We start from the raw sequence: 19,492 nt of genomic DNA on the forward strand, positions 1-19,492 counted from the left end.
TTGCCGACGCGGAAGAATTTACCTCCTTCTATGTCGCAACACTCGACGACGGCCGCCAGCTTCGCCTGCCGATTCGCGTGCTTGATGGCGGCGATCATGCCCTCGCCTCACTGATCGTCAATCAGACGAGCTTCGCCGTGCTCGATGCGTTGGCGGAAAATCTCGCCGAAAAGATCAGGCCCATGCACGTCGATATCGTCGCCGGCCTGCCGACGCTCGGCCTGACATTGGCCGCCGCCGTGGCGCAGAAGCTTGGCCAGGGCCGCTACGTTCCGCTCGGCACTTCCCGTAAATTCTGGTACCGCGACGAACTCTCAGTCGCCCTATCCTCGATCACCACGCCGGCGCAGCAGAAGCGCCTTTATGTCGATCCACGCATGCTGCCGCTGCTTGAGGGACGGCGCGTCGCGCTGATCGACGACGTCATTTCGAGCGGCGCCTCGATCGTTGCAGGCCTCAATCTGCTGACGGCCTGCGGCATCGAACCGGTCGCCATCGGCGCTGCCATGTTGCAATCGGAACGCTGGCGCGAAAGGCTGGCAGCCGCCGGCGCACAATGGATGGCACGCACCGTCGGCGTCTTCGCAACGCCCATGCTGGAGCGGAATGCCGCAGGCAGGTGGCAGGTGCCACGAAGTTCAAGCAGGACGTGAGGATTGTTCAATCTTTGCCGGCCAGTGCTCTATACAGCGGATGAAGAACGGCTACAGTCCGCCTGATCGATGAACCACCGGATCCGCCTATGTCGTTCGAACAAGCATCCCTGCTGATCCTTCTGCTGGTAATGCTGGTTCTCTTCTCACTCGATCGCTTCCGCATCGAGGTCGTCTCGATCGCCGGGCTGCTTGCCGGCCATGCGCTCGGTCTCTATCCGGCCGACCAGATCTTCACAGGCTTTGCCAGTCCCGTCGTCATCACCGTCGTCGAGATCCTGTTGATCGTCCAGGTGCTGGCACGCGCCAGGCTCTTCGACAATCTGGCCGCCCGCTTCGCAGCCGCAAGGCCTTCCGATTTCAAGGTGATATCAGGCACGTCCTCGCTTGCCGGCTTCATCTCGATTTTCATGAACAATATCGGCGCTTTCGCCATTACCTTGCCGGTGGCGTTGCGGCTCGGCACGGCGCTCGCGATCCCCCGCCGACAGCTCGTCATGCCGCTCTCGTTCGCAGCCCTGCTCGGCGGTCTTGTTTCGCTGATTGGTACGCCGGCCAATCTGCTTGTCAGCGATGCGCTCGCCAAGGCGACGGGAGCAGGCTTTCATTTCTTCGATTTCGCCTATGTCGGCCTGCCGGTCGCAATCGCCGGCATTCTGCTCGTCACCCTCCGAATACAGCGCCTGTTCCCGGAACCCGACGAGGCGCCGGCAACGATTTCGTCGGCTGTCCGCCGCATCGTCGTCGAGCGTCGTGTCCCCGATGTCTCGCCGCTGATCGGCACGCGGCTTTCCGACTGTCCGGCCCGTTTCGGTATCAAGCCGCATGCGCTGATCCGCAACGACAACTTCGTCTTCGGTCCGCTCGACCAGTCGGTGATCGGACCGGACGATGTCTTGCTGGCGGAAGGCGCAGACGCGGTCTTTGCCGGTCTTACCGCCACCCAGGCGCTGATCGGCGACGACCATCCGCATGCCCTGCATCCGGATTTCGCCCGCGTCGAAAGCGTCGTCATGCCGGAAAGCACGCTGGTCGGTTCGCGCATCCGCTCGCTCGAAGTCTTTCACAGTCGCGGCGTGGCGGTCACCGCCCTTTCCATGCGCGCGCCGCGCATCGAGGGCCGCTTTCTCGATCTCCAGCTGTCGATCGGCGATATATTGACGCTGGAGGGGCCTAGCTTGGCGATCGCCGAAGCGCTTGATGAAAGCGAGTGCCTGCCGCTTGCCCCGACAGCTCCGGTCGAACCGGCCCTCCCCTCATGGCGGCCCTTCGCTCTCTTTGCCTGCGGCGTCGCCGCCTCGGCCGCCGGCTTGCATCCCGACATCGCCTTTGCCTGCGTCGTGCTCGTCCTCGCCCTGCTCAATCATCTGAACATCCGCCAGGCCATGGCCGATCTCAATTGGCCGATCATCATCATGCTGGCGGCGATGATTCCGATCGGCCAGGCGGTGGCAAGCACGGGAGCGGCCGAAACCATTGCCGGCTGGCTGAGCTTGGCGGTGCCGATCGCCCATCCGCTCTTCGGCATCGCCCTCATCCTCTTCCTCGCGATGGCGCTGACGCCCTTCGTCAACAATGCGACCGTTGCGATCGTGCTGAGCCCGATCGCACTGGAATTTGCAAGAGCCGGCCAGCATGCGCCGAACGCCTATCTGATTGCGGTCGCCGCCGGCGCCTCGCTGGATTTCCTGACGCCCTTCGGTCATCACAACAATACGCTGGCGATGGGTATCGGCGGCTACCGCTTCGCCGACTTCCTGCGCGCCGGCTGGCCGCTTGCTGTTGCAAGTTACGGCCTCGCTCTATTTCTCCTGGCTCTGTTCTGGCTGTGATGCGATATTCGGAGCTCGGCTTGACTTCGCCGGCAATGGAACTACGGCGCCGCGCGTCTTTCAGACGCGCAAAGGACGCTGTAGCATTTTGAGTGCTGCATAATTTTGTCCTTAAATCGATTCCGATTTAAGGAATTATGCAGTAGAGCAGGAAACCTTCACCCAACTACAAGGACAGTCGAGCGTCGTGCGAATTCTCTCCGAAGCCCATTTCCCGGAATTGCCGAACTATTATCGCGGCAAAGTACGCGAGAATTACGACCTCCCGGATGGGCGCCGCATCATCATCAGCACCGATCGGCTGAGCGCTTTCGATCGCATTCTCACCTGCATTCCCTATAAGGGCCAGGTGCTGACGCAGACGGCGCGCTACTGGTTTGAGGCGACTAGGGATATCTGTCCGAACCACGTCCTCGACTATCCCGATGCGAATGTCGTCATCGGCAAGCGGCTCGACATTCTGCCGGTCGAGATCGTCGTGCGCGGCTATCTCGCCGGCACGACAGGCACCTCGATCCTGACGCTCTACAAAAAAGGTGAGCGCGAGATGTACGGCATGCGTCTGCCCGACGGCATGCGCGACAACCAGATCCTGCCCGAACCCGTCATCACGCCGACCAGCAAGGAATTCGACGGCGGCCATGACGAGCCGTTGACGCCTGCCGAAATCGTCACGCGCGGTCTTCTGACCAGGCAGCAATGGGAGACCCTGTCGCAATACGCGCTTGCCCTTTTTTCCCGCGGCCAGGAGATGGCCGCAAAACGCGGCCTGATCCTCGTCGACACCAAATATGAATTCGGCACCGATGCCGACGGCAATATCATCCTCGCCGACGAGATTCATACGCCGGACAGCAGCCGCTACTGGCTTGCCGAAAGCTATCCGGCAAGTTTCGCCGCCGGCAAGCGCCCGGAAAGCTTCGACAAGGATTTCGTCCGCGCCTGGGTGGCGGAGCGCTGCGATCCCTATAAGGACGAAATCCCCGAGATCCCTGTCGAACTGATCGAGCAGACTTCAGCCGTATACATGAGAGCTTACGAGGCAATCACCGGCGAACGCTTCGTTCCCGACGACAGCGGCGAGACCCCGCTTGCCCGTATCCGAAACAACCTCAGCCCCTATTTCGCTTGAAAAGGCCAAGCGCGAAAGCCGCCATGCCGATCGCCGGCTTGCGGCATCTCATTCAGTCGCGCTAGCATCGACAAAAAGGATCGGGCTCTGCCCGGCGGGGGACGAATGGCAAGAAGGCCGAGACGCAAGGCCGAGGAAACGCGGGAGGACATCCTCTCCATGGCGGAGATGCTGTTCCGGGAGCGCGGCTACGCTGCCGTGTCGATCGCCGATATATCAGGCGCGCTCCACATGTCACCCGCCAACGTTTTCAAGCATTTCCACTCCAAGGTCGCACTGGTCGATGCCATCGCCGGGCGCCATCTCGACAACGCCACCGAACGTTTCGCCGCCTTCGACGAGGACCTGTCGCCCAAGGAGCAACTGCTCCGCTTCGTTCTGCGCCTGCTGGAAAGCCATCTGCAGGACATCCAGAAGAACCCCTATATCTTCGAAATGGTGCTGTCGACGATCGAGGCCAAACTCGAGGCCGGCAACCGCTATCGCGCCCGAATCGAGGAAAAGCTCGGCGAGATCATCCGCACGGGCGTGGCGGAGGGCGGTTATCATTGCCCCAATCCCGAACGCGCGGCACATACGGTTGCCGACGTGCTCGCCTGCGTCCTGCATCCCATCCTCATCGCCCGGGACGACAAGGACACACTCGTGCACCGCGCCGAAGAAATCGTGTGCATGGTGGATGCCGCACTGCGAAATAAAGCTTGCTAAGTGACGATTGCTGACTTACGTCACTTTGTAAAGCTTTTCTTAAATTCGGATCGCGGCATTTGCAGCCAACTCAATCCTGACGCTTAAATAAGCCTGCGCTCGGCCCGGCCGAGCCCGTGGATCGAGCGGCGTTTGCCACCGTACAGGGACTTCAGCATGATACGGCGTGCCCTCCTCATCTCCTCGCTCGCTTTCAGCGCTTTGCTCGCCGCCTGCAGCGACAACGCCGGCAAACCTGCCGGAAACGCCGGCGCGGCGCAGCAAGCCGCCCCGGTCGGGGTGGTCACGCTGAAGAAGGACAGTTTCCCGATCACCACGATCCTTCCCGGCCGCGCCGAAACCTTCCAGACGGCCGACATCCGGCCGCAAGTGAGTGGCATCATCCGCGAAATCGCCTTTAAGGAAGGTGGCGAGATCAAGAAAGGCGATCTCCTCTATCAGATCGAGGACGCGCCCTATATCGCTGCCGTCGAACAGGCCAAGGCGGCAATCTCCAAGGCCGAGGCAAGCGTCCCGAGCGCTGAAAGCAACCTCGAACGATATCAACGCCTGGTCGGCAGCGGCGCTACCCAGATCGAATTCGAAACGGCCAAGACGACGCTGCTCCAGGCCAAGGCCGAAGTCGAATCGACGAAGGCAGCGCTTTCCGCCGCGCAGATCGACCTCGACCACACGAGGATCTTCGCCCCCTTCGACGGCGTCATCGACCAGACCGCTTATAATATCGGCAACGTCGTCTCGGCCAACCAGTCGACGGCACTGACGACGATCCGTCAGCTCGATCCGATCTATATCTCTCTGACGGAATCGAGCACTAACCTCCTGAGGCTGCGCGATGCGATGGCCGCCGGCGATATCAAGGGCGCAGAGAACGTCGCCTTCCATCTGATCCTCGAAGACGGCAAGGAATACAACCAGCAGGGCAAGCTCGACATGTCGAAGCAGGTGGTCAGCGAGACCACCGGCACCTTCATCATCCGCGTACTCTTTCCCAATCCGGACCGTGTCGTCCTGCCCGGCATGTATGTCCGCGCAACGGTCGAGCTCGGCGCCGAGGCCGGTTATGCGCTGCCGCAGCTGGCGACGAGCCGCGATGCCAACGGCCGGCTGACGGCACAGTTCGTTTCCGCCGACGGCAAGGTCGAAACTCGCGCCTTTGAAAACAGCTCACCCTCCAACAATTCCTGGCTCGTGACCGAAGGCATCAAGGACGGCGATCAGCTGATCGTCAGCGGCCTGCAATCGATCACATCAGGCATGCCGGTGAAGCCCGTCCCGATGAAGATCAACGACAACGGTGTGGTCGTGGCTGCCGAGCAGCCAGCGGCCGGTGACACGCAAAAACCCGCAGCGAAATAACCGCTCCAGGCCTGCATCGTCACCGTCTCAGCCGCACAGGAACAACTGATGGCCAAGTTTTTCATCCGACGTCCGATTTTCGCCTGGGTCATTGCGATCACCATCATGCTCGCCGGGCTGCTCGCGATCTTCACCCTGTCGATCTCGCAATATCCTGACATCGCCCCGACGACAGTGCGCATCAATGCTACCTATCGCGGCGCCAGCGCCGAGACCGTCGAAAAATCGGTAACGACGATCATCGAGGACGGCATGACCGGTCTCGACGACCTCACCTATATGACCTCGACCTCGTCGACGGGTTCGGCCAGCATTTCACTGACCTTCGGAACCAGCGTCAACCCCGACATCGCCCAGGTCGAGGTGCAGAACAAGCTGCAGCTGGTTCAGTCGCAGCTTCCGGGCGACGTCATCGATGCCGGCATCCGCGTGACGCGCTCGACCTCGAGCATCCTTCTCGTCGGCTCGCTCGTTTCAACAGACGGCAAGCGTAATTCGGTCGACCTCGGCAACCTCATGTCGACCTCGATCGAGGATCAGATCCAGCGCCTGGAAGGTGTGGGCAGCATCAACGTCTTTGGTTCGGGATATGCCATGCGGGTCTGGCTGGATCCCTACAAGCTCTTGAAATACCAGCTGACCCCAAGCGACGTGACGTCGGCGATCCAAGCCCAGAACACCCAGGTCTCCGTCGGCTCGCTCGGCGCCCAGCCGACGATCCCCGGTCAAGAGATCAACGTCACCATCACCGCGCAAAGCCAGCTGACCACTGTCGCCGATTTCGAGCACATCATTCTGAAGGTCGAAAAGGACGGTGCGACGGTGCGGCTGAGCGACGTGTCGCGCATCGAAATCGGCCAGGAAAGCTACGGCGGCAGTTCGCGCTACAACGGCCTTCCGTCGACCGGTTTCGCCGTCAACCTCGCGATCGGCGCCAACGCTATCGATACCGCCGCCCGCGTGCGATCCGCGCTCGACGTCATCGGCCGCACCTTGCCGGAAGGCGTGAAGATCACCTATCCCTATGACACGACGCCCTTCGTGGAGCTGTCGATCGAAAAGGTCGTGCATACGCTGATCGAGGCGATCGTCCTCGTCTTCGTGGTGCTGCTCGTCTTCCTGCAGAATCTCCGCGCGACACTGATCCCGACCATCGCCGTTCCCGTGGTGCTGCTCGGCACATTCGGGGTGCTGGCGGTCACCGGCTACTCGATCAATACGCTGACGATGTTCGCCATGGTGCTGGCGATCGGCCTTCTCGTCGACGACGCCATCGTCGTCGTCGAAAACGTCGAGCGCATCATGTCCGAAGAGAAGCTCTCGCCGCTCGAGGCGACGGAGAAATCGATGGGCGAAATCACCGGCGCCATCGTCGGCATCGCGCTCGTCCTGACCGCCGTCTTCATTCCGATGGCTTTCTTCGGCGGTTCGACCGGCATCATCTACCGCCAGTTTTCGATCACCATCGTCTCGGCCATGCTGCTGTCGGCGCTCGTCGCCATCGTCCTGACGCCGGCGCTCTGCGCCACGATGCTGAAGCCGGTCGGCGAACACAGGAAACACCGCGTCGGCGACTGGTTCAACCGCAATTTCACGCGCTCGACCAACGGCTATGTCAGAGCCATCGGCTATCTCCTGAAGCGGCCGATCCGCGTCATGCTGGTCTTCCTCCTCGTCGGCGCCGGCTGCGCCTATCTCTTCGCCCGCCTTCCGAGTTCCTTCCTGCCGCAGGAAGATCAGGGCGTGCTGCTGACCATCGTCACCACGCCGCCGGGCTCGACCACGCAGCAGACCCAGGCGGTCGTTGAGAAAGTCGAGAAATATTATCGCGAAAATGAAAAGGATGCCGTTGAATCGGTGTTCGGCGCGCTGGGCTTCGGCTTCAACGGCTCAGGACAGAACAGTGCCATCGTCTTCACCAAGCTCAAGGACTTCTCGCTACGCACCGACCCGAACCTGAGCGCCCAGTCGGTCGTCAACCGTGCGCTGCGCAGCTTCTTTGCGATGCGCGAGGCGCAGGTCTTCGCGCTCCTACCGCCAGCGATCCAGGGTCTCGGCGTGTCAAGCGGCTTCTCCATGTATCTCGTCGATACCGGCGGCCACGGCAATGATGCCCTGACCGCCGCCTCCAAGCGGCTGATCCAGATGGGCAATACGTCGGGCAAGATCGTAGCGCTGCGCAGCAGCAACAAGGAGGTCGAGCCGCAGATGCGCATCGTCCTCGATCAGGAAAAAATCGGCGCCATGGGCGTCGACATCGCCTCGGTCAATTCGATGCTGTCGATCATCTTCACCGGCCGCGACGTCAACGACTTCACGCTGAACGGGGAGATCAAGCCGGTCTACGTCCAGGGCGACGCGCCCTTCCGCATGCAGCCGGACGATCTCAATCACTGGTATGCCCGCAACAATGCCGGCAAAATGGTGCCCTTCTCCGCCTTCACCAAAACCGAATGGGTGAAGGGCGCGCCTTCGCTCGCCCGCTTCAACGCCGTCAGCGCCATTCCGCTCGACGGCGCCTCCGCGCCCGGGGTTTCCTCCGGCGATGCGATGAACGAGATGGAAGCGCTGACTGAACAGCTCGGCGGCGGTTACACGGTCGCCTGGCAGGGCATCTCCTATCAGGAACGCCTTTCCGGTTCGCAGGCGCCGATGCTCTACGCGATCTCGGTTCTCGTCGTCTTCCTCTGCCTGGCGGCGCTCTACGAAAGCTGGTCGATCCCCTTCTCGGTGATCATGGCGGTGCCCGTCGGCATTCTCGGCGCGCTGACGGCGGCAACGGTCTTCGGCCAGGCGAACGACGTCTATTTCAAGGTCGGTCTGCTGACCACCATCGGGCTGGCCGCGAAGAACGCGATCCTGATCGTCGAATTTGCCAAGGACCGCATGGAAAGCGGCATGGGGCTCTACCAAGCGACGCTGGAAGCGGCGCGATTGCGCCTGCGGCCCATCATCATGACTTCGCTTGCCTTCATTCTCGGCGTCGTGCCACTGGCGATCGCGACGGGCGCGGGCTCGGCGGCGCAGAACGCCATCGGCATCGGCGTTCTCGGCGGCATGCTGTCGGCGACGATGCTCGGCATTTTCTTCGTGCCGTCGTTTTTCGTCGTCATCCGACGCATCTTTGCCACACGCGACAAAAATGCGGCAGGACTGTGATAAAAATGCACTGTGATAATGCTGTTCCGATTGCTACATTGCGCCCGACTGCTTCGGCATGGTGTTTTGGTAGGACGAGGCGCGGCGGCCAATAGTGAAGTATGAAGCTTCCGACAAGAATTGACTTGCTCGAGTACAGGATGAAATGAATGGTATCTCTTCGTTTTGCCACACCGGCATTATTGTTATTACTGTCGGGCTGTGTCGTTGGCCCGGATCATGTTCCTCCTGAAATGCCATTGCCCGCCAAATTTGGAGAAGGCGGGACTAAGAGTAACGGCGACGTTGCTACCGCAGCATGGTGGACCGCCTTCAAGGACCCAAGACTGAACGGCTACGTCAAGGCCGGCCTCGATCAGAACCTGACGGTTCAGCAGGCGATCGAACGAATCAATGCGGCTTCCGCAAACGTCACCACCGCCGGCGCCGGCGGCCTGCCGAGCCTGACGGTCGGCGCCTCGCACACGGTCAGCGGCCAGAGGGGCGAGCTACGCACCCAGGTCGACACGCGCAACACCAGTGGCGGCGACGTCCAGTTGAGCTGGCTGCTCGATCTCTTCGGGCTCTACAAGCGCAACACGGAGAGCGCGCTTGCTTCGCTCGATTCCGCTTACGCATCGGCTGACGTTGCCAGGCTGACCCTCGTGCAGGATCTCGTCTCGAGCTATATCGACGTTCGCTTCTATCAACAGCGTCTGGCGCTTTCGAAGGCCAACCTGAAGTCTCGCCAGGAAACCTACGAACTGACCAAGTTCCAGCTTGAAGCTGGCGCCGCCTCGCGTCTCGACGTCGTTCAGGCCGAAGGTCTCGTCCAGTCGACGCTTGCCGAAATTCCCGGCCTCGAAACCAATATCCGCATATCAGCCCATCACATCGCCACGCTGCTCGGCCTGCCGGCCTCGGCTCTCGTCGATGAATTGCTGAAGGGCTCCGGTCAGCCGGTATTCCGCGGCGGCATCACCTCCGGCATCCCGGCCGATCTGATCCGCAACCGTCCTGACATCCGCGTCGCGGAACGTGATCTTGCGGCCGCAACGGCCAATATCGGCGTTGCCGAGGCGCAGCTTTATCCGAGCATCTCGCTCAGCGGTTCGATCTCGCCGTCCTATATCAACCAGCGCGGCATCCATGGCGGACTGACGCCCTGGTCCTTCGGCCCGACCCTCAACCTGCCGATCTTCGATGGTGGCCGCCTGCGCGCCAACGTCAAGTCGGCACAGTCCACTGCCGCAACCGCCTATCTCAACTGGAAGTCGACGGTGCTGACCGCAGTCGAGCAGGTCGAGAACGCACTCTCGGCTGTCCGGCGCGATGCCCAGACGGTCGCTGCACTCCAGGCGCAGGTGAAGACCACGCAGGAAACGCTCGAACTTTCCACAGCATCCTATAAGGACGGCGCCTCTTCGCTGCTCGACGTTCTCGACGCACAGCGTCAGGTTTCGCTCGCCCAGGCAAGCCTTGCCCAGTCCGTCCAGCAGATGGCCAAGGACTATGTCTCGCTGAACATCGCAGTCGGCGGCGGCTATGCTCCGGACGGCAAGATCACTGCGCCGGTGAAGCCTGCGCCGGCAAAACCTGCCAAGAGCTGATCGGCATTGCCTTTCTGGAAAATACAAAGCCCCGCGATCGTCTCGCGGGGCTTTTTTCATACCACTCCGCACGGAATAGGTGCGCACAAGAGGAATTTGGATTCGACAAGCGGCAGCTGCTGATATAAGCCTGATTAAACGATTAATCAGAACGCGCTCGATCATGGCTTCACCGCGCCCGGGTCCGAACCTCAGCAAGATAGCGACGTCGCTCGGCGTCTCCGTCGCCACGGTTTCCAACGCGCTTTCCGGCAAGGGCCGGGTCTCCGGCCAATTGGTTGAAAGAATCCGGGAGCATGCCGCAGAGCTTGGCTACGTCCCGAGCCAGGCCGGCCGGGCCCTCAGAACTGGCCGCAGCGGCGTTCTCGGGCTGGTCCTGCCCGATATCGCCAACCCGCTGTTTCCGAAGATCGCGCAGGCGATCGAATTCGCCGCCTCCGCCGCGGGTTACGGCGTCCTGATTGCCGACTCCCGTGGTGATATCGCCGCCCAGACCGAGGCGATCGGCCGGCTGGTCGAGCGCGGCGTCGACGGCATGGTCATCATCCCCCGCCGCGCCACGCGCATTTCTTCCGCCGCCTGTCCGGTCGCCGTCATCGATACCCCCTCGACACCAGGCAACACCGTTGCCGCCGACCATTGGCAGGGTGGGCGCGAGATCGCCGCGCATCTCGCGGGACTCGGCCACCGTCGCATTCTCATCATCGGCAACAATCAGGAATCCAACGTCCAGAACGATCGCGCCGGCGGCGTCCGCTTCGGCATGCGCCCGAATATCGATTGCGAAACGCTGTGGATCAACAGGCTGGAGCAGGATATCGGCAGTGGCTGCCCGCTTGGCCTCGCCGAAAAGGTCGGGCAGGGCTTTACCGCCTTCGCAGCCCTCTCCGATCTGCAGGCAGTTCGCGCCCTGACGGAGTTGCAGCAGGCCGGAATCAATGTTCCCACCGATGTCAGCGTCACCGGCTTCGACGACCTCATCTGGTCGTCCGTGGTTACACCGTCGCTGACAACGGTCAGGATGGATATGGACAGGATTGCCGAGATCGCCGTGTCGGCCCTGGTCAGCACCATAAGAACGAGCGGCAGCCGGGAAGGCATGCTCGTTACCGCGGAGATCGAACGTGTCGCCATGCAATTGATCGTCCGCCAATCATCCGGGCCAGCGAACCCGGCACTAAAAACCTCAGAGATGGAGAACATGTAGGATGAAGAAAACTCTGATTGCCTCGGCAGCGCTCCTCGCGCTATCGCCGTTTGGCGCCTCGGGAGCCGAGCGAACGCTGACCATTTCCGTCTACGCCTTCGCCCAGGATGATTTCAAGACGCTGGTCTATGATCCCTTCGAAGCCAAATGCGGCTGCAAGCTGGTGGTCGAAACTGGCAACAGCGTCGAGCGCCTCGCCAAGATGCAGGCTAATAAGGCCAACCCCGTCATCGATCTCGCCGCCGTTTCCATGGCCGATGCACTCGCCGCCGCGCGCAACGGCCTGATCGACAAGATCGACACCGCAAAGCTTAGCAATTTCTCCAAGCTCTACGACGTCGCCAAGGATCCGAACGGCGACGGCATGAGCGTCGGCTATACCTTCTATGCCACCTCGATCGCGTACCGTTCCGATAAGATGAAGATCGATAGCTGGGCTGATCTCCTGAAACCGGAATATGTCGGCCACGTCGCGTTTCCGAACGTGACCACCAATCAAGGCCCGCCGGCGCTCTATATGCTCGGCCTGGCGCTCGGCAAGGATACGCCCGATCTGAAAGGCCCGATCGAAACGCTGGGCGAGAAGAAGGACGACATCGTCACCTTCTACGAAAAATCCTCGCAGCTCGTGCAGCTCATGCAGCAGGAAGAGATCTGGGCAGCGCCGATCGGCCGCTTCTCCTGGGCGGGTTTCACCAAGCTCGACCTCCCGGTTGCCTGGGCGACGCCGAAGGAGGGCCAGACCGGCGGCATGAACGTTCTCGTGCTGACCAAGGGTTCGAAGAACCAGGATCTCGCCATGCAGTTCGTGGATTTCTGGCTTTCGACCGAGACCCAGACCAAACTCGCCGAAAAGCTGATCGACAGCCCTGCCAATAGCGAGGTCAAGCTCTCCGAGGCAGCCGCCAACAATCTCACCTATGGCGAGGCGACGGCCAAGAGCCTCAAGCTGATCCCTTCCGCCATAGCCCTCGACAATCGCGCCGGCTGGCTGAAGACTTGGAACGAGAAGGTCGGCCAGTAAGGCTCGCATGAACCGGTCCCGGCTCTCCCGCCGGGGCCGCCCTCCTCACCTGAAAAGGCGTCTCATGTTCCAGAACCGTGCGGAAGCCCTGGCGCTTGCCCTGCCGGCAGCCGTCTTTGCGACGGTGGTTTTCCTGCTGCCTGTCGCAATCCTGCTGTCGGAGGGTTTTCGCGCCGGCGGCGCCTGGACGCTGTCGGCCTATACAGGCTTCTTTTCCGAGACGCTGAACCGCACCGTTTTCCTGCGCTCCTTCAGGCTCGGCCTTGAAGTCACCGCCGTCTCGGCGGCCATCGGCTATGCCGCAGCCTTCGCGATCGTCAACCTGCCGCCAACGGGCAAAGGTCGCATGATCGGCCTCGTCACCTTACCGCTGATGATCTCGCCGGTGGCACGCACCTATGCCTGGATCGTCATTCTCGGCCGCACCGGCATCGTCAACCAGGCGATTACGGGCCTAGGCCTGAGCGCCGAGCCGCTGCGCCTGCTCTTCACCGAAACCGCTGTCTTCATCGGCCTCCTGCAGCTCTTCCTGCCGCTGATGATCCTGTCGCTGATCAGCGCGCTTGAAAACATGCCCAAAGATGCGATTCCCGCGGCGCGCGTGCTCGGCGCCAACTGGTTCCAGGTTTTCTGGAAGGTCGTCCTGCCGCTGACGCGCGAGGGTCTGGTCATCGGCGGCACACTCGTCTTCACCGGTTCGCTCACGGCCTACATCACGCCCGCCATCCTCGGCGGCTCCAAGGTGCTGATGCTGGAAACGCTGATGTATCAGCAGGTTTCGGTCGCCAGTGATTTCGTCTCGGCAAGCGTCATCGCCTTCATCCTGATCGTCATGAGCTTTGCCGCCAATATCCTGCTGAAACGTCTTGCGACCGCGAGGAGCCGCAGATGAGCATCCGTCTCTTTTCGCCCGCCGTCCTCTTCCTCCTGCTGGTCTTCCTGATCGGTCCATTCCTGATCATCATCGCCGCCTCGCTCTCGGCGGGCGACACACTGGCCTTCCCGCCACAGGGCCTGTCGCTGCGCTGGGTGATGAAGGTCTTCACCATCGAAAGCTTCCGCGACAGCTTCGCCATGTCGATGTTCCTCGCCGTCTTCGGAACGCTCGCGGCCCTCATCCTCGGCATCCCCGCCGCCTACGCCCTGTCGCGCTATCGGCTGCCCGCCGCGGAGATCGTCCGCACGATCGTTTCGCTGCCGATCATCGTCCCCGGCATCATTGTCGGCCTGGCGTTGCTGCGTTACCTCGTCGTGCCCTTCGGCTTCAACATCACGCTCGCCCTCTTTTTCGCCCATGCGGCCCTCGTGCTGCCCTATGCCGTGCGTGTTGTTTCGGCGAGCCTCGACAATTTGCGCTCGGATATCGAGGAAGCGGCCGTCCTGCTCGGTTCCTCGAGGCTTGGCGCCTTCTTCCGTGTGGTGATGCCGAATATTCGCGGCGGCATCCTGGCCGCCTTCATCCTCGGCTTCGTCACCAGCTTCAATCAGGTGCCGGTCTCGCTTTTCCTTTCCGGCCCGGGCGTCAGAACGCTGCCGATCGACATGCTGGGTTATATGGAAACCACCTACGACCCTTCCATCGCGGCACTTTCCGCCCTTCTCGCCTTCCTTTCGATCGGCATCGTCTTCCTCGCCGAACGCTTCCTGGGATTCTCGCGTTATGTCTGATGCCTATCTTCAACTCGACAAACTGACGCTGAGCTATGGCGATACGGTCGCCGTGAGGAACCTCGATCTTGAGATCGGCAAAGGCGAACTCGTTGCTCTCCTCGGCCCCTCCGGCTGCGGCAAGACGACGACGATGCGTGCCATTGCCGGCCTGCTGACGCCGGCTTCCGGCCGCATCGGCCTCGACGGTGCCGATATAACTCGCGTCTCCGCCAACAAGCGCTCCGTCGGCCTGGTCTTCCAGTCCTATGCCCTCTTCCCGCATCTGACAGTCTATGAGAATGTCGCTTTCGGCCTGCGTCTCAAGGGCATCTCCGGCGCGGACCTCGACGCCCGCCTCGGCGTCGGCCTGAAATCCGTCGGCCTCACCGCTTTCGCCGGCCGCAAACCCGCCGAACTCTCCGGCGGCCAGCAGCAGCGCGTGGCGCTGGCCCGCTCGATGGTGATGGAGCCGAAGGTACTGCTGCTCGACGAGCCGCTCTCCAATCTCGATGCCCGGCTTCGTCTCGAAATGCGCGCGGAATTGCAGCGCGTGCAGAAGGAAACCGGCGTCACCATGATCTTCGTCACCCACGACCAGGTGGAAGCCCTGGCGCTCGCCGACCGCATCGTCGTGATGCTGAACGGCGGCATCGAGCAAATCGGTACGCCGGAAGAGATCTATAACAACCCCGTCTCCGCCTTCGTCGCCGATTTCGTCGGCTTCGAGAATGTCTTCGCGCTAAAGGAGGGAAAGCTTGTGACGCCGAACGGTCCAGTCGCTCTTTCGGGTCCGGCGCCGCAGGCCCCGGCGGGCCTCGCCTGGCGTCCACGGGCGGTGGTCCTCGGCGCCGGTCCCTTCCAGGGCACGGTGCGCGGCACGTCTTTTGCCGGCAACACTCGCGAATATCTCCTCGATACGCCGCTCGGGCCCATCAAGGCAGAGATCGATGCAAGCCTGCCGCCGCACCAGATCGGCAGCGCGCTCGCCTTCGACCTGCCGATTGCCGGCGCAGCCAACCTCAACCGCTTTGGGTGACATCATGGGTGTGTGGATCGATACCGACATGGGCTTCGACGACATCGCCGCCATTCTGGTGGTGGCGCAGTCGGAACATGAGATCGATGGCATCTCACTGGTTTTCGGCAATGCGCCGCTCCCGCAGGTGCGGGCGAACGCCGCCGGTGCCGCCAGCGCCTTCGGCTGGACCTTCCCCATCCATACCGGCCGCGCGGCACCCGTTCTCGGCAAGCTCGAAACCGCTCAAGGGATCCTCGGCGAAACCGGCATTCAGACGTCAGGCAAGAGCCTGCCGAAGGCCGCCGCCCTTGCCGAAACCGATGCCTTCGCAGCACTTTGCAGCTGGCTGGAAAACCAGAGCCAGCCCCGCATCCTGGCGCTCGGCCCGCTCACCAACATCGCCGCCGTAGCACTCGCCCGCCCCGATCTCGCCGCCCGCGTCACCGAACTCGTCTGGATGGGTGGCGGCGTCACATCAGGCAACCATACCGCCTCTGCCGAGTTCAACGCGCTCGCCGATCCCGAGGCCCTCGCAATCGTTATCGCCCATGGCCTGCCGCTGCGTATGGTCGATCTCGACCTCTGCCGCAAGGTGGTGGCCCGGCCCGAAGATGCCGAGCCGGTGCGCAATGCCGGCGGCGCCAATGCCGAACTGCTCGCCGACATGTTCGCTGGTTATATAAACATCGGCACCAGCCGCGGCCGTCCCGGCATGGCGATCTACGATCCCGCGGCCGCCGTCGCCTTCGTCGCTCCCGATCTCGTCAGCTTCCGCCCCGCGCGCATCGACGTCGAACTGCAGGGCGCCTTGACCCGCGGCCGCACCGTCGTCGAGACCCGCGTCACGCATGCGACCTTCAATGCGCAATTTGCTGCCGAGATCGACGCCGACAAGGCGCGTGCCATCATTCTCGCCGCCCTGATCAGCGAGGCCCGCAAATGACCGCCACCCCTCATCAGGAGCCTTTCGATCTCAACCACCCGGCCTTGCGTGCCCGTGCCGTTGCCGCCGCCCGCGGCGACGCCCCCTTCGATATGCTCATCACCGGAGGGCGCCTGCTCGATGCGGTGACAGGCCTGATCCGGGAGGCTGATATCGGTCTCGTTGGCGCCCTCATCGCAAGCGTCCATGCCCCGGCAAGCCGCACGGACGCGGTCGAGATCATCGATGCAACCGGCGCCGTCCTGACGCCGGGCCTGATCGACACGCACATGCATGTCGAAAGCTCGATGGTGACGCCAGCAGAATATGCGAGCGCCGTGCTGCCGCGTGGCGTCACCACGGTCGTCTGGGATCCGCATGAATTCGCCAACGTTCACGGCCTCGACGGTGTGCGCTGGGCGATCGAGGCGGCGCGCGTGCTGCCGCTGCGCATGATCCTGCTCGCGCCCTCCTGCGTGCCCTCAGCGCCGGGCCTGGAACTGGCCGGTGCGGATTTCGATGCCTCTATCATCGCCGAGATGCTGCGTTCTCCGGCCGTCGGTGGCGTTGCCGAAGTCATGAACATGCGCGGCGTCATCGATGGTGATCCGCACATGAACGCCATCGTCAATTCGGGCCTTGCCGCCGGCAAGCTCGTCTGCGGCCATGCCCGGGGTCTTGAAGGCGCCGACCTCAACGCCTTCATGGCAGCGGGGGTCACCTCCGACCACGAACTCACCTCCGGCGCCGACCTCGCTGCCAAGCTTGCCGCCGGCCTGACGATCGAGCTGCGCGGCTCTCACGACCATCTCCTGGAGGAATTCGTCGACGTGCTGAACGATCTCGGCCACCTGCCCCCAACCGTGACGCTCTGCACCGACGATGTTTTTCCCGATGAACTCTTCGAAAGCGGCGGTCTCGACGATGTCATCAAACGCCTGGTGCGCTACGGCATGAAGCCGGAATGGGCGCTCAGTGCCGCGACCTTCAATGCGGCGCAGCGGCTGAAACGCTCGGATCTCGGCCTTGTCGCCGCCGGCCGCCGCGCCGACCTCGTTCTCTTCGACGACGTCACGGAATTCCGCGCGCGGCTCGTCATATCAAGCGGCCGCATCGTTGCCCGCAACGGCGCCATGGAGGCGGCCGTTCAGCCGCTCGATACGGCTCCTCTCACCAATTCCGTGAAACTGTCAGCATTGACCGAGAACGACTTCCGCATCCCCGCAAAGGGCGCGCGCGTCCGCGTCGCCACCATCGACCGCCCGCGCTTCACCCAATGGGGCGAGGCCGAAACGGAAGTCAGGGACGGCTTTGTCGTCCCGCCCGCCGGCAGCGCCATGATCGCCGTCGCCCATCGCCACGGAAAAGCTGATGGTATCACGCACATCGGCTTCCTCACCGGCTGGGGCGAATGGCGCGGCGCCTTCTGCACCACCGTCTCGCATGACAGCCACAACCTCACCGTCTTCGGCGGCAATACCCGCGACATGGCGCTCGCCGCCAACGCCGTGATATCAGCCGGCGGCGGCATGGCCGTCGCCGTGGACGGCCAAATCGAGGCGATCCTGCCGCTGCCGCTCTCGGGCCTCGTCACCGATGCCTCACTGAAAGACACCGCCTCCGCCTTCGCCGACATCCGCAAGGGCATGGACAAGATCGTCGACTGGAAACCGCCCTACCGCGTCTTCAAGGCCTGCTTCGGCGCCACCCTCGCCTGCAATGCCGGCCCGCACCAGACGGACCGGGGGATTGCCGATGTGCTGACGGGGCAGGTGCTGGAAAGCCCGGTGCTGGAGACTTGGTAAGTCGAGACGCACAGACCGCAAACGAGGGGATTGCCGTGCAGCCCCCTCATCCGCCCTACGGGCACCTTCTCCCCGAGGGGAGAAGAGGAATCGAGACGTTGCCGCGAGTCCCTTCTCCCCAGCGGGGGTCCGAAGGACGGGCGAGACCCGTGGCTCGCCCCGGTTGGTGGCGGCAGCCGGATGAGGGGGCTGTACGCGCCAGCTAACCCTTCAACTCCCGCTCCACCAACGCCACCCAATAAGCCGCCCCATAACCAAGCGCCCCATCGTTGAAATCATAAGCCGTATTGTGATGCAGCGCCCCGTCCACCGCCGGGCCATTACCGAGCCAGACATAACAACCCGGCGCATTCTGCGCGAAGAAGGCGAAATCGTCGCCTGCTGTCGACGGCGGGAAGCTCGTTCGCACTTTCTCGCCGAAGACAGCACCGGCCGCAACCAGCGCCCTCGCCATCGCGTCCGCATCGTTGACGACAGGCGGAATCCGACGCTCGAAATTATAGTCGACCGTTACGCCGTACATCGCAGCCGTTCCGCTGGCCAGCCGACCGATCTCCGTTTCCAGCTGGTCGCGGACACCAGGCGAATAGGCTCGTGCCGTCCCGCCGATCTCGGCCGTATCGGGGATGACGTTCAGCGCCTTGGGATCGCCCGCCCGCAGGAAACAGGCGCTGACGACGGCCGGCTGCAGTGGATCGACCACGCGCCCGACGATTGTTTGCAGCGATGACAGGAAAGTGGCAGCGGCCGTAATCGGATCGCGGCCGAGATGCGGCTTGGCGCCGTGCGTGCCGATGCCGCGAAAGTTGATGCGCCAGCTATCGGAGGAGGCAAGCTGTGGCCCTTCGACCACGGCGACCTCATCGACATCGAGCCCCGGCATATTGTGCAGGCCGTAGACCGCGTCACAGGGGAAAAGCTGAAACAGCCCCTCCTCCACCATGCGTTTGGCTCCGCCGCGGCCCTCTTCCGCCGGCTGGAAAATGAAATGCACAATGCCGGAAAAAATCTGCGTCGCCGCCAGATGCCGCGCGGCGCCGAGCAGCATCGCCGTATGGCCGTCATGGCCGCAGGCATGCATCTTTCCAGGCACTGTCGACCTATAGGGCCGCTCCGCCATTTCAGGCATGGCGAGCGCATCCATATCGGCCCTCAGCCCGATCCTACGCGTGCCATTGCCGACCTGCAGCGTGCCGACGACGCCGGTGCCGGCAAGCCCGCGATGCACGCTGATGCCGGCCTCCTCAAGAAGCCTGGCGACAATGCCGGCGGTCCGTTCCTCCTCGAAGCCGAGTTCCGGATGAGCGTGCAGATCGCGGCGCAAAGCGGTGAGGAACGGCAGATCGTCCTTGATCCGGGCGGGAATGCTCATCGGGAAATGCTCATGGGGCCTGGATATCCCTTCATGCGAGACGGGCGCCCGAACGGCGCCCG

Annotated in this window: 15 protein-coding genes (1 of these 15 cut by a window edge); 14 read left to right on the plus strand and 1 reads right to left on the minus strand. The window is 62.7% G+C overall.

The features are described 5' to 3' along the window. The 14 genes from NE852_RS17945 to NE852_RS18010 form a co-directional block, all read left to right on the plus strand. On the plus strand, nucleotides 1-653 hold the 3' portion of the coding sequence (locus tag NE852_RS17945) for a phosphoribosyltransferase (RefSeq protein WP_037175558.1). 46 nt of this gene lie to the left of the window's left edge; only the last 653 of its 699 coding nucleotides appear in the window; its start codon lies beyond the left edge, outside the window; the stop codon is at nucleotides 651-653. Between the two features lie 89 nt (nucleotides 654-742). Next, nucleotides 743-2,485 (plus strand): SLC13 family permease, encoded by a 1,743-nt coding sequence (locus tag NE852_RS17950; RefSeq protein WP_008536374.1) that lies wholly within the window; start codon nucleotides 743-745, stop codon nucleotides 2,483-2,485. Nucleotides 2,486-2,672: 187 nt separating this feature from the next. Continuing rightward, a complete protein-coding gene (locus tag NE852_RS17955; RefSeq protein WP_258155897.1) occupies nucleotides 2,673-3,617 on the plus strand; it encodes a phosphoribosylaminoimidazolesuccinocarboxamide synthase in 945 nt (314 codons plus the stop codon). A 105-nt stretch (nucleotides 3,618-3,722) separates the two neighbouring features. Continuing rightward, the gene (locus NE852_RS17960; protein WP_008536373.1) at nucleotides 3,723-4,325 is read left to right on the plus strand and encodes a TetR family transcriptional regulator; all 603 of its coding nucleotides are present in this window, start codon (nucleotides 3,723-3,725) and stop codon (nucleotides 4,323-4,325) included. A 156-nt stretch (nucleotides 4,326-4,481) separates the two neighbouring features. Continuing rightward, a complete protein-coding gene (locus tag NE852_RS17965; RefSeq protein WP_008536372.1) occupies nucleotides 4,482-5,684 on the plus strand; it encodes an efflux RND transporter periplasmic adaptor subunit in 1,203 nt (400 codons plus the stop codon). Between the two features lie 48 nt (nucleotides 5,685-5,732). Then, a complete protein-coding gene (locus NE852_RS17970) occupies nucleotides 5,733-8,843 on the plus strand; it encodes an efflux RND transporter permease subunit (RefSeq protein ID WP_258155898.1) in 3,111 nt (1,036 codons plus the stop codon). Between the two features lie 149 nt (nucleotides 8,844-8,992). Further along, complete coding sequence (locus NE852_RS17975) at nucleotides 8,993-10,432, plus strand: efflux transporter outer membrane subunit (RefSeq protein WP_037175546.1); 1,440 nt, start codon at nucleotides 8,993-8,995, stop codon at nucleotides 10,430-10,432. Nucleotides 10,433-10,595: 163 nt separating this feature from the next. Then, nucleotides 10,596-11,639 (plus strand): LacI family DNA-binding transcriptional regulator, encoded by a 1,044-nt coding sequence (locus tag NE852_RS17980; protein WP_008536367.1) that lies wholly within the window; start codon nucleotides 10,596-10,598, stop codon nucleotides 11,637-11,639. A 1-nt stretch (nucleotide 11,640) separates the two neighbouring features. Then, nucleotides 11,641-12,663 carry an ABC transporter substrate-binding protein gene (locus NE852_RS17985; protein ID WP_008536366.1) on the plus strand — a complete coding sequence of 341 codons (1,023 nt, stop codon included), beginning with the start codon at nucleotides 11,641-11,643 and terminating at the stop codon, nucleotides 12,661-12,663. 64 nt (nucleotides 12,664-12,727) lie between these two features. Further along, a complete protein-coding gene (locus NE852_RS17990) occupies nucleotides 12,728-13,555 on the plus strand; it encodes an ABC transporter permease (protein ID WP_008536365.1) in 828 nt (275 codons plus the stop codon). Then, nucleotides 13,552-14,331, plus strand: a complete 780-nt coding sequence (locus NE852_RS17995; RefSeq protein ID WP_008536364.1) for an ABC transporter permease — start codon at nucleotides 13,552-13,554, stop codon at nucleotides 14,329-14,331. Before NE852_RS17990 ends, NE852_RS17995 begins: the two co-directional genes overlap by 4 nt. Next, nucleotides 14,324-15,349 carry an ABC transporter ATP-binding protein gene (locus NE852_RS18000; protein ID WP_008536363.1) on the plus strand — a complete coding sequence of 342 codons (1,026 nt, stop codon included), beginning with the start codon at nucleotides 14,324-14,326 and terminating at the stop codon, nucleotides 15,347-15,349. Before NE852_RS17995 ends, NE852_RS18000 begins: the two co-directional genes overlap by 8 nt. Before the next feature lie 4 nt (nucleotides 15,350-15,353). Continuing rightward, nucleotides 15,354-16,274: a nucleoside hydrolase gene (locus tag NE852_RS18005; RefSeq protein ID WP_008536362.1), complete on the plus strand. Its 921-nt coding sequence runs from the start codon at nucleotides 15,354-15,356 to the stop codon at nucleotides 16,272-16,274. Continuing rightward, entirely contained in the window at nucleotides 16,271-18,058 is a 1,788-nt protein-coding gene (locus NE852_RS18010) for an adenine deaminase (RefSeq protein ID WP_258155899.1), read from the plus strand. The genes NE852_RS18005 and NE852_RS18010 overlap by 4 nt, the downstream gene beginning before the upstream one ends. Before the next feature lie 202 nt (nucleotides 18,059-18,260). Here NE852_RS18010 and NE852_RS18015 read toward each other — a convergent pair whose 3' ends face one another. After that, the gene (locus NE852_RS18015; protein ID WP_008536359.1) at nucleotides 18,261-19,430 is read right to left on the minus strand and encodes a M20 aminoacylase family protein; all 1,170 of its coding nucleotides are present in this window, start codon (nucleotides 19,428-19,430) and stop codon (nucleotides 18,261-18,263) included. Nucleotides 19,431-19,492 lie beyond the last annotated feature (62 nt).

The sequence above is a fragment of the Rhizobium sp. Pop5 genome, assembly GCF_024721175.1.
In the GTDB taxonomy this organism is placed as follows: Bacteria; Pseudomonadota; Alphaproteobacteria; order Rhizobiales; family Rhizobiaceae; genus Rhizobium.

Excerpts from the sequence above, each read along its gene's own strand:
- NE852_RS17965 (WP_008536372.1), top strand. The coding sequence starts at position 4,482 with ATGATACGGCGTGCCCTCCTCATCTCCTCGCTCGCTTTCAGCGCTTTG.
- NE852_RS17985 (WP_008536366.1), top strand. The coding sequence starts at position 11,641 with ATGAAGAAAACTCTGATTGCCTCGGCAGCGCTCCTCGCGCTATCGCCG.
- NE852_RS17990 (WP_008536365.1), top strand. The coding sequence starts at position 12,728 with ATGTTCCAGAACCGTGCGGAAGCCCTGGCGCTTGCCCTGCCGGCAGCC.
- NE852_RS17995 (WP_008536364.1), top strand. The coding sequence starts at position 13,552 with ATGAGCATCCGTCTCTTTTCGCCCGCCGTCCTCTTCCTCCTGCTGGTC.
- NE852_RS18000 (WP_008536363.1), top strand. The coding sequence starts at position 14,324 with ATGTCTGATGCCTATCTTCAACTCGACAAACTGACGCTGAGCTATGGC.
- NE852_RS18010 (WP_258155899.1), top strand. The coding sequence starts at position 16,271 with ATGACCGCCACCCCTCATCAGGAGCCTTTCGATCTCAACCACCCGGCC.
- NE852_RS18005 (WP_008536362.1), top strand. The coding sequence starts at position 15,354 with ATGGGTGTGTGGATCGATACCGACATGGGCTTCGACGACATCGCCGCC.
- NE852_RS17970 (WP_258155898.1), top strand. The coding sequence starts at position 5,733 with ATGGCCAAGTTTTTCATCCGACGTCCGATTTTCGCCTGGGTCATTGCG.
- NE852_RS18015 (WP_008536359.1), bottom strand. The coding sequence starts at position 19,430 with ATGAGCATTCCCGCCCGGATCAAGGACGATCTGCCGTTCCTCACCGCT.
- NE852_RS17950 (WP_008536374.1), top strand. The coding sequence starts at position 743 with ATGTCGTTCGAACAAGCATCCCTGCTGATCCTTCTGCTGGTAATGCTG.
- NE852_RS17975 (WP_037175546.1), top strand. The coding sequence starts at position 8,993 with ATGGTATCTCTTCGTTTTGCCACACCGGCATTATTGTTATTACTGTCG.
- NE852_RS17960 (WP_008536373.1), top strand. The coding sequence starts at position 3,723 with ATGGCAAGAAGGCCGAGACGCAAGGCCGAGGAAACGCGGGAGGACATC.
- NE852_RS17980 (WP_008536367.1), top strand. The coding sequence starts at position 10,596 with ATGGCTTCACCGCGCCCGGGTCCGAACCTCAGCAAGATAGCGACGTCG.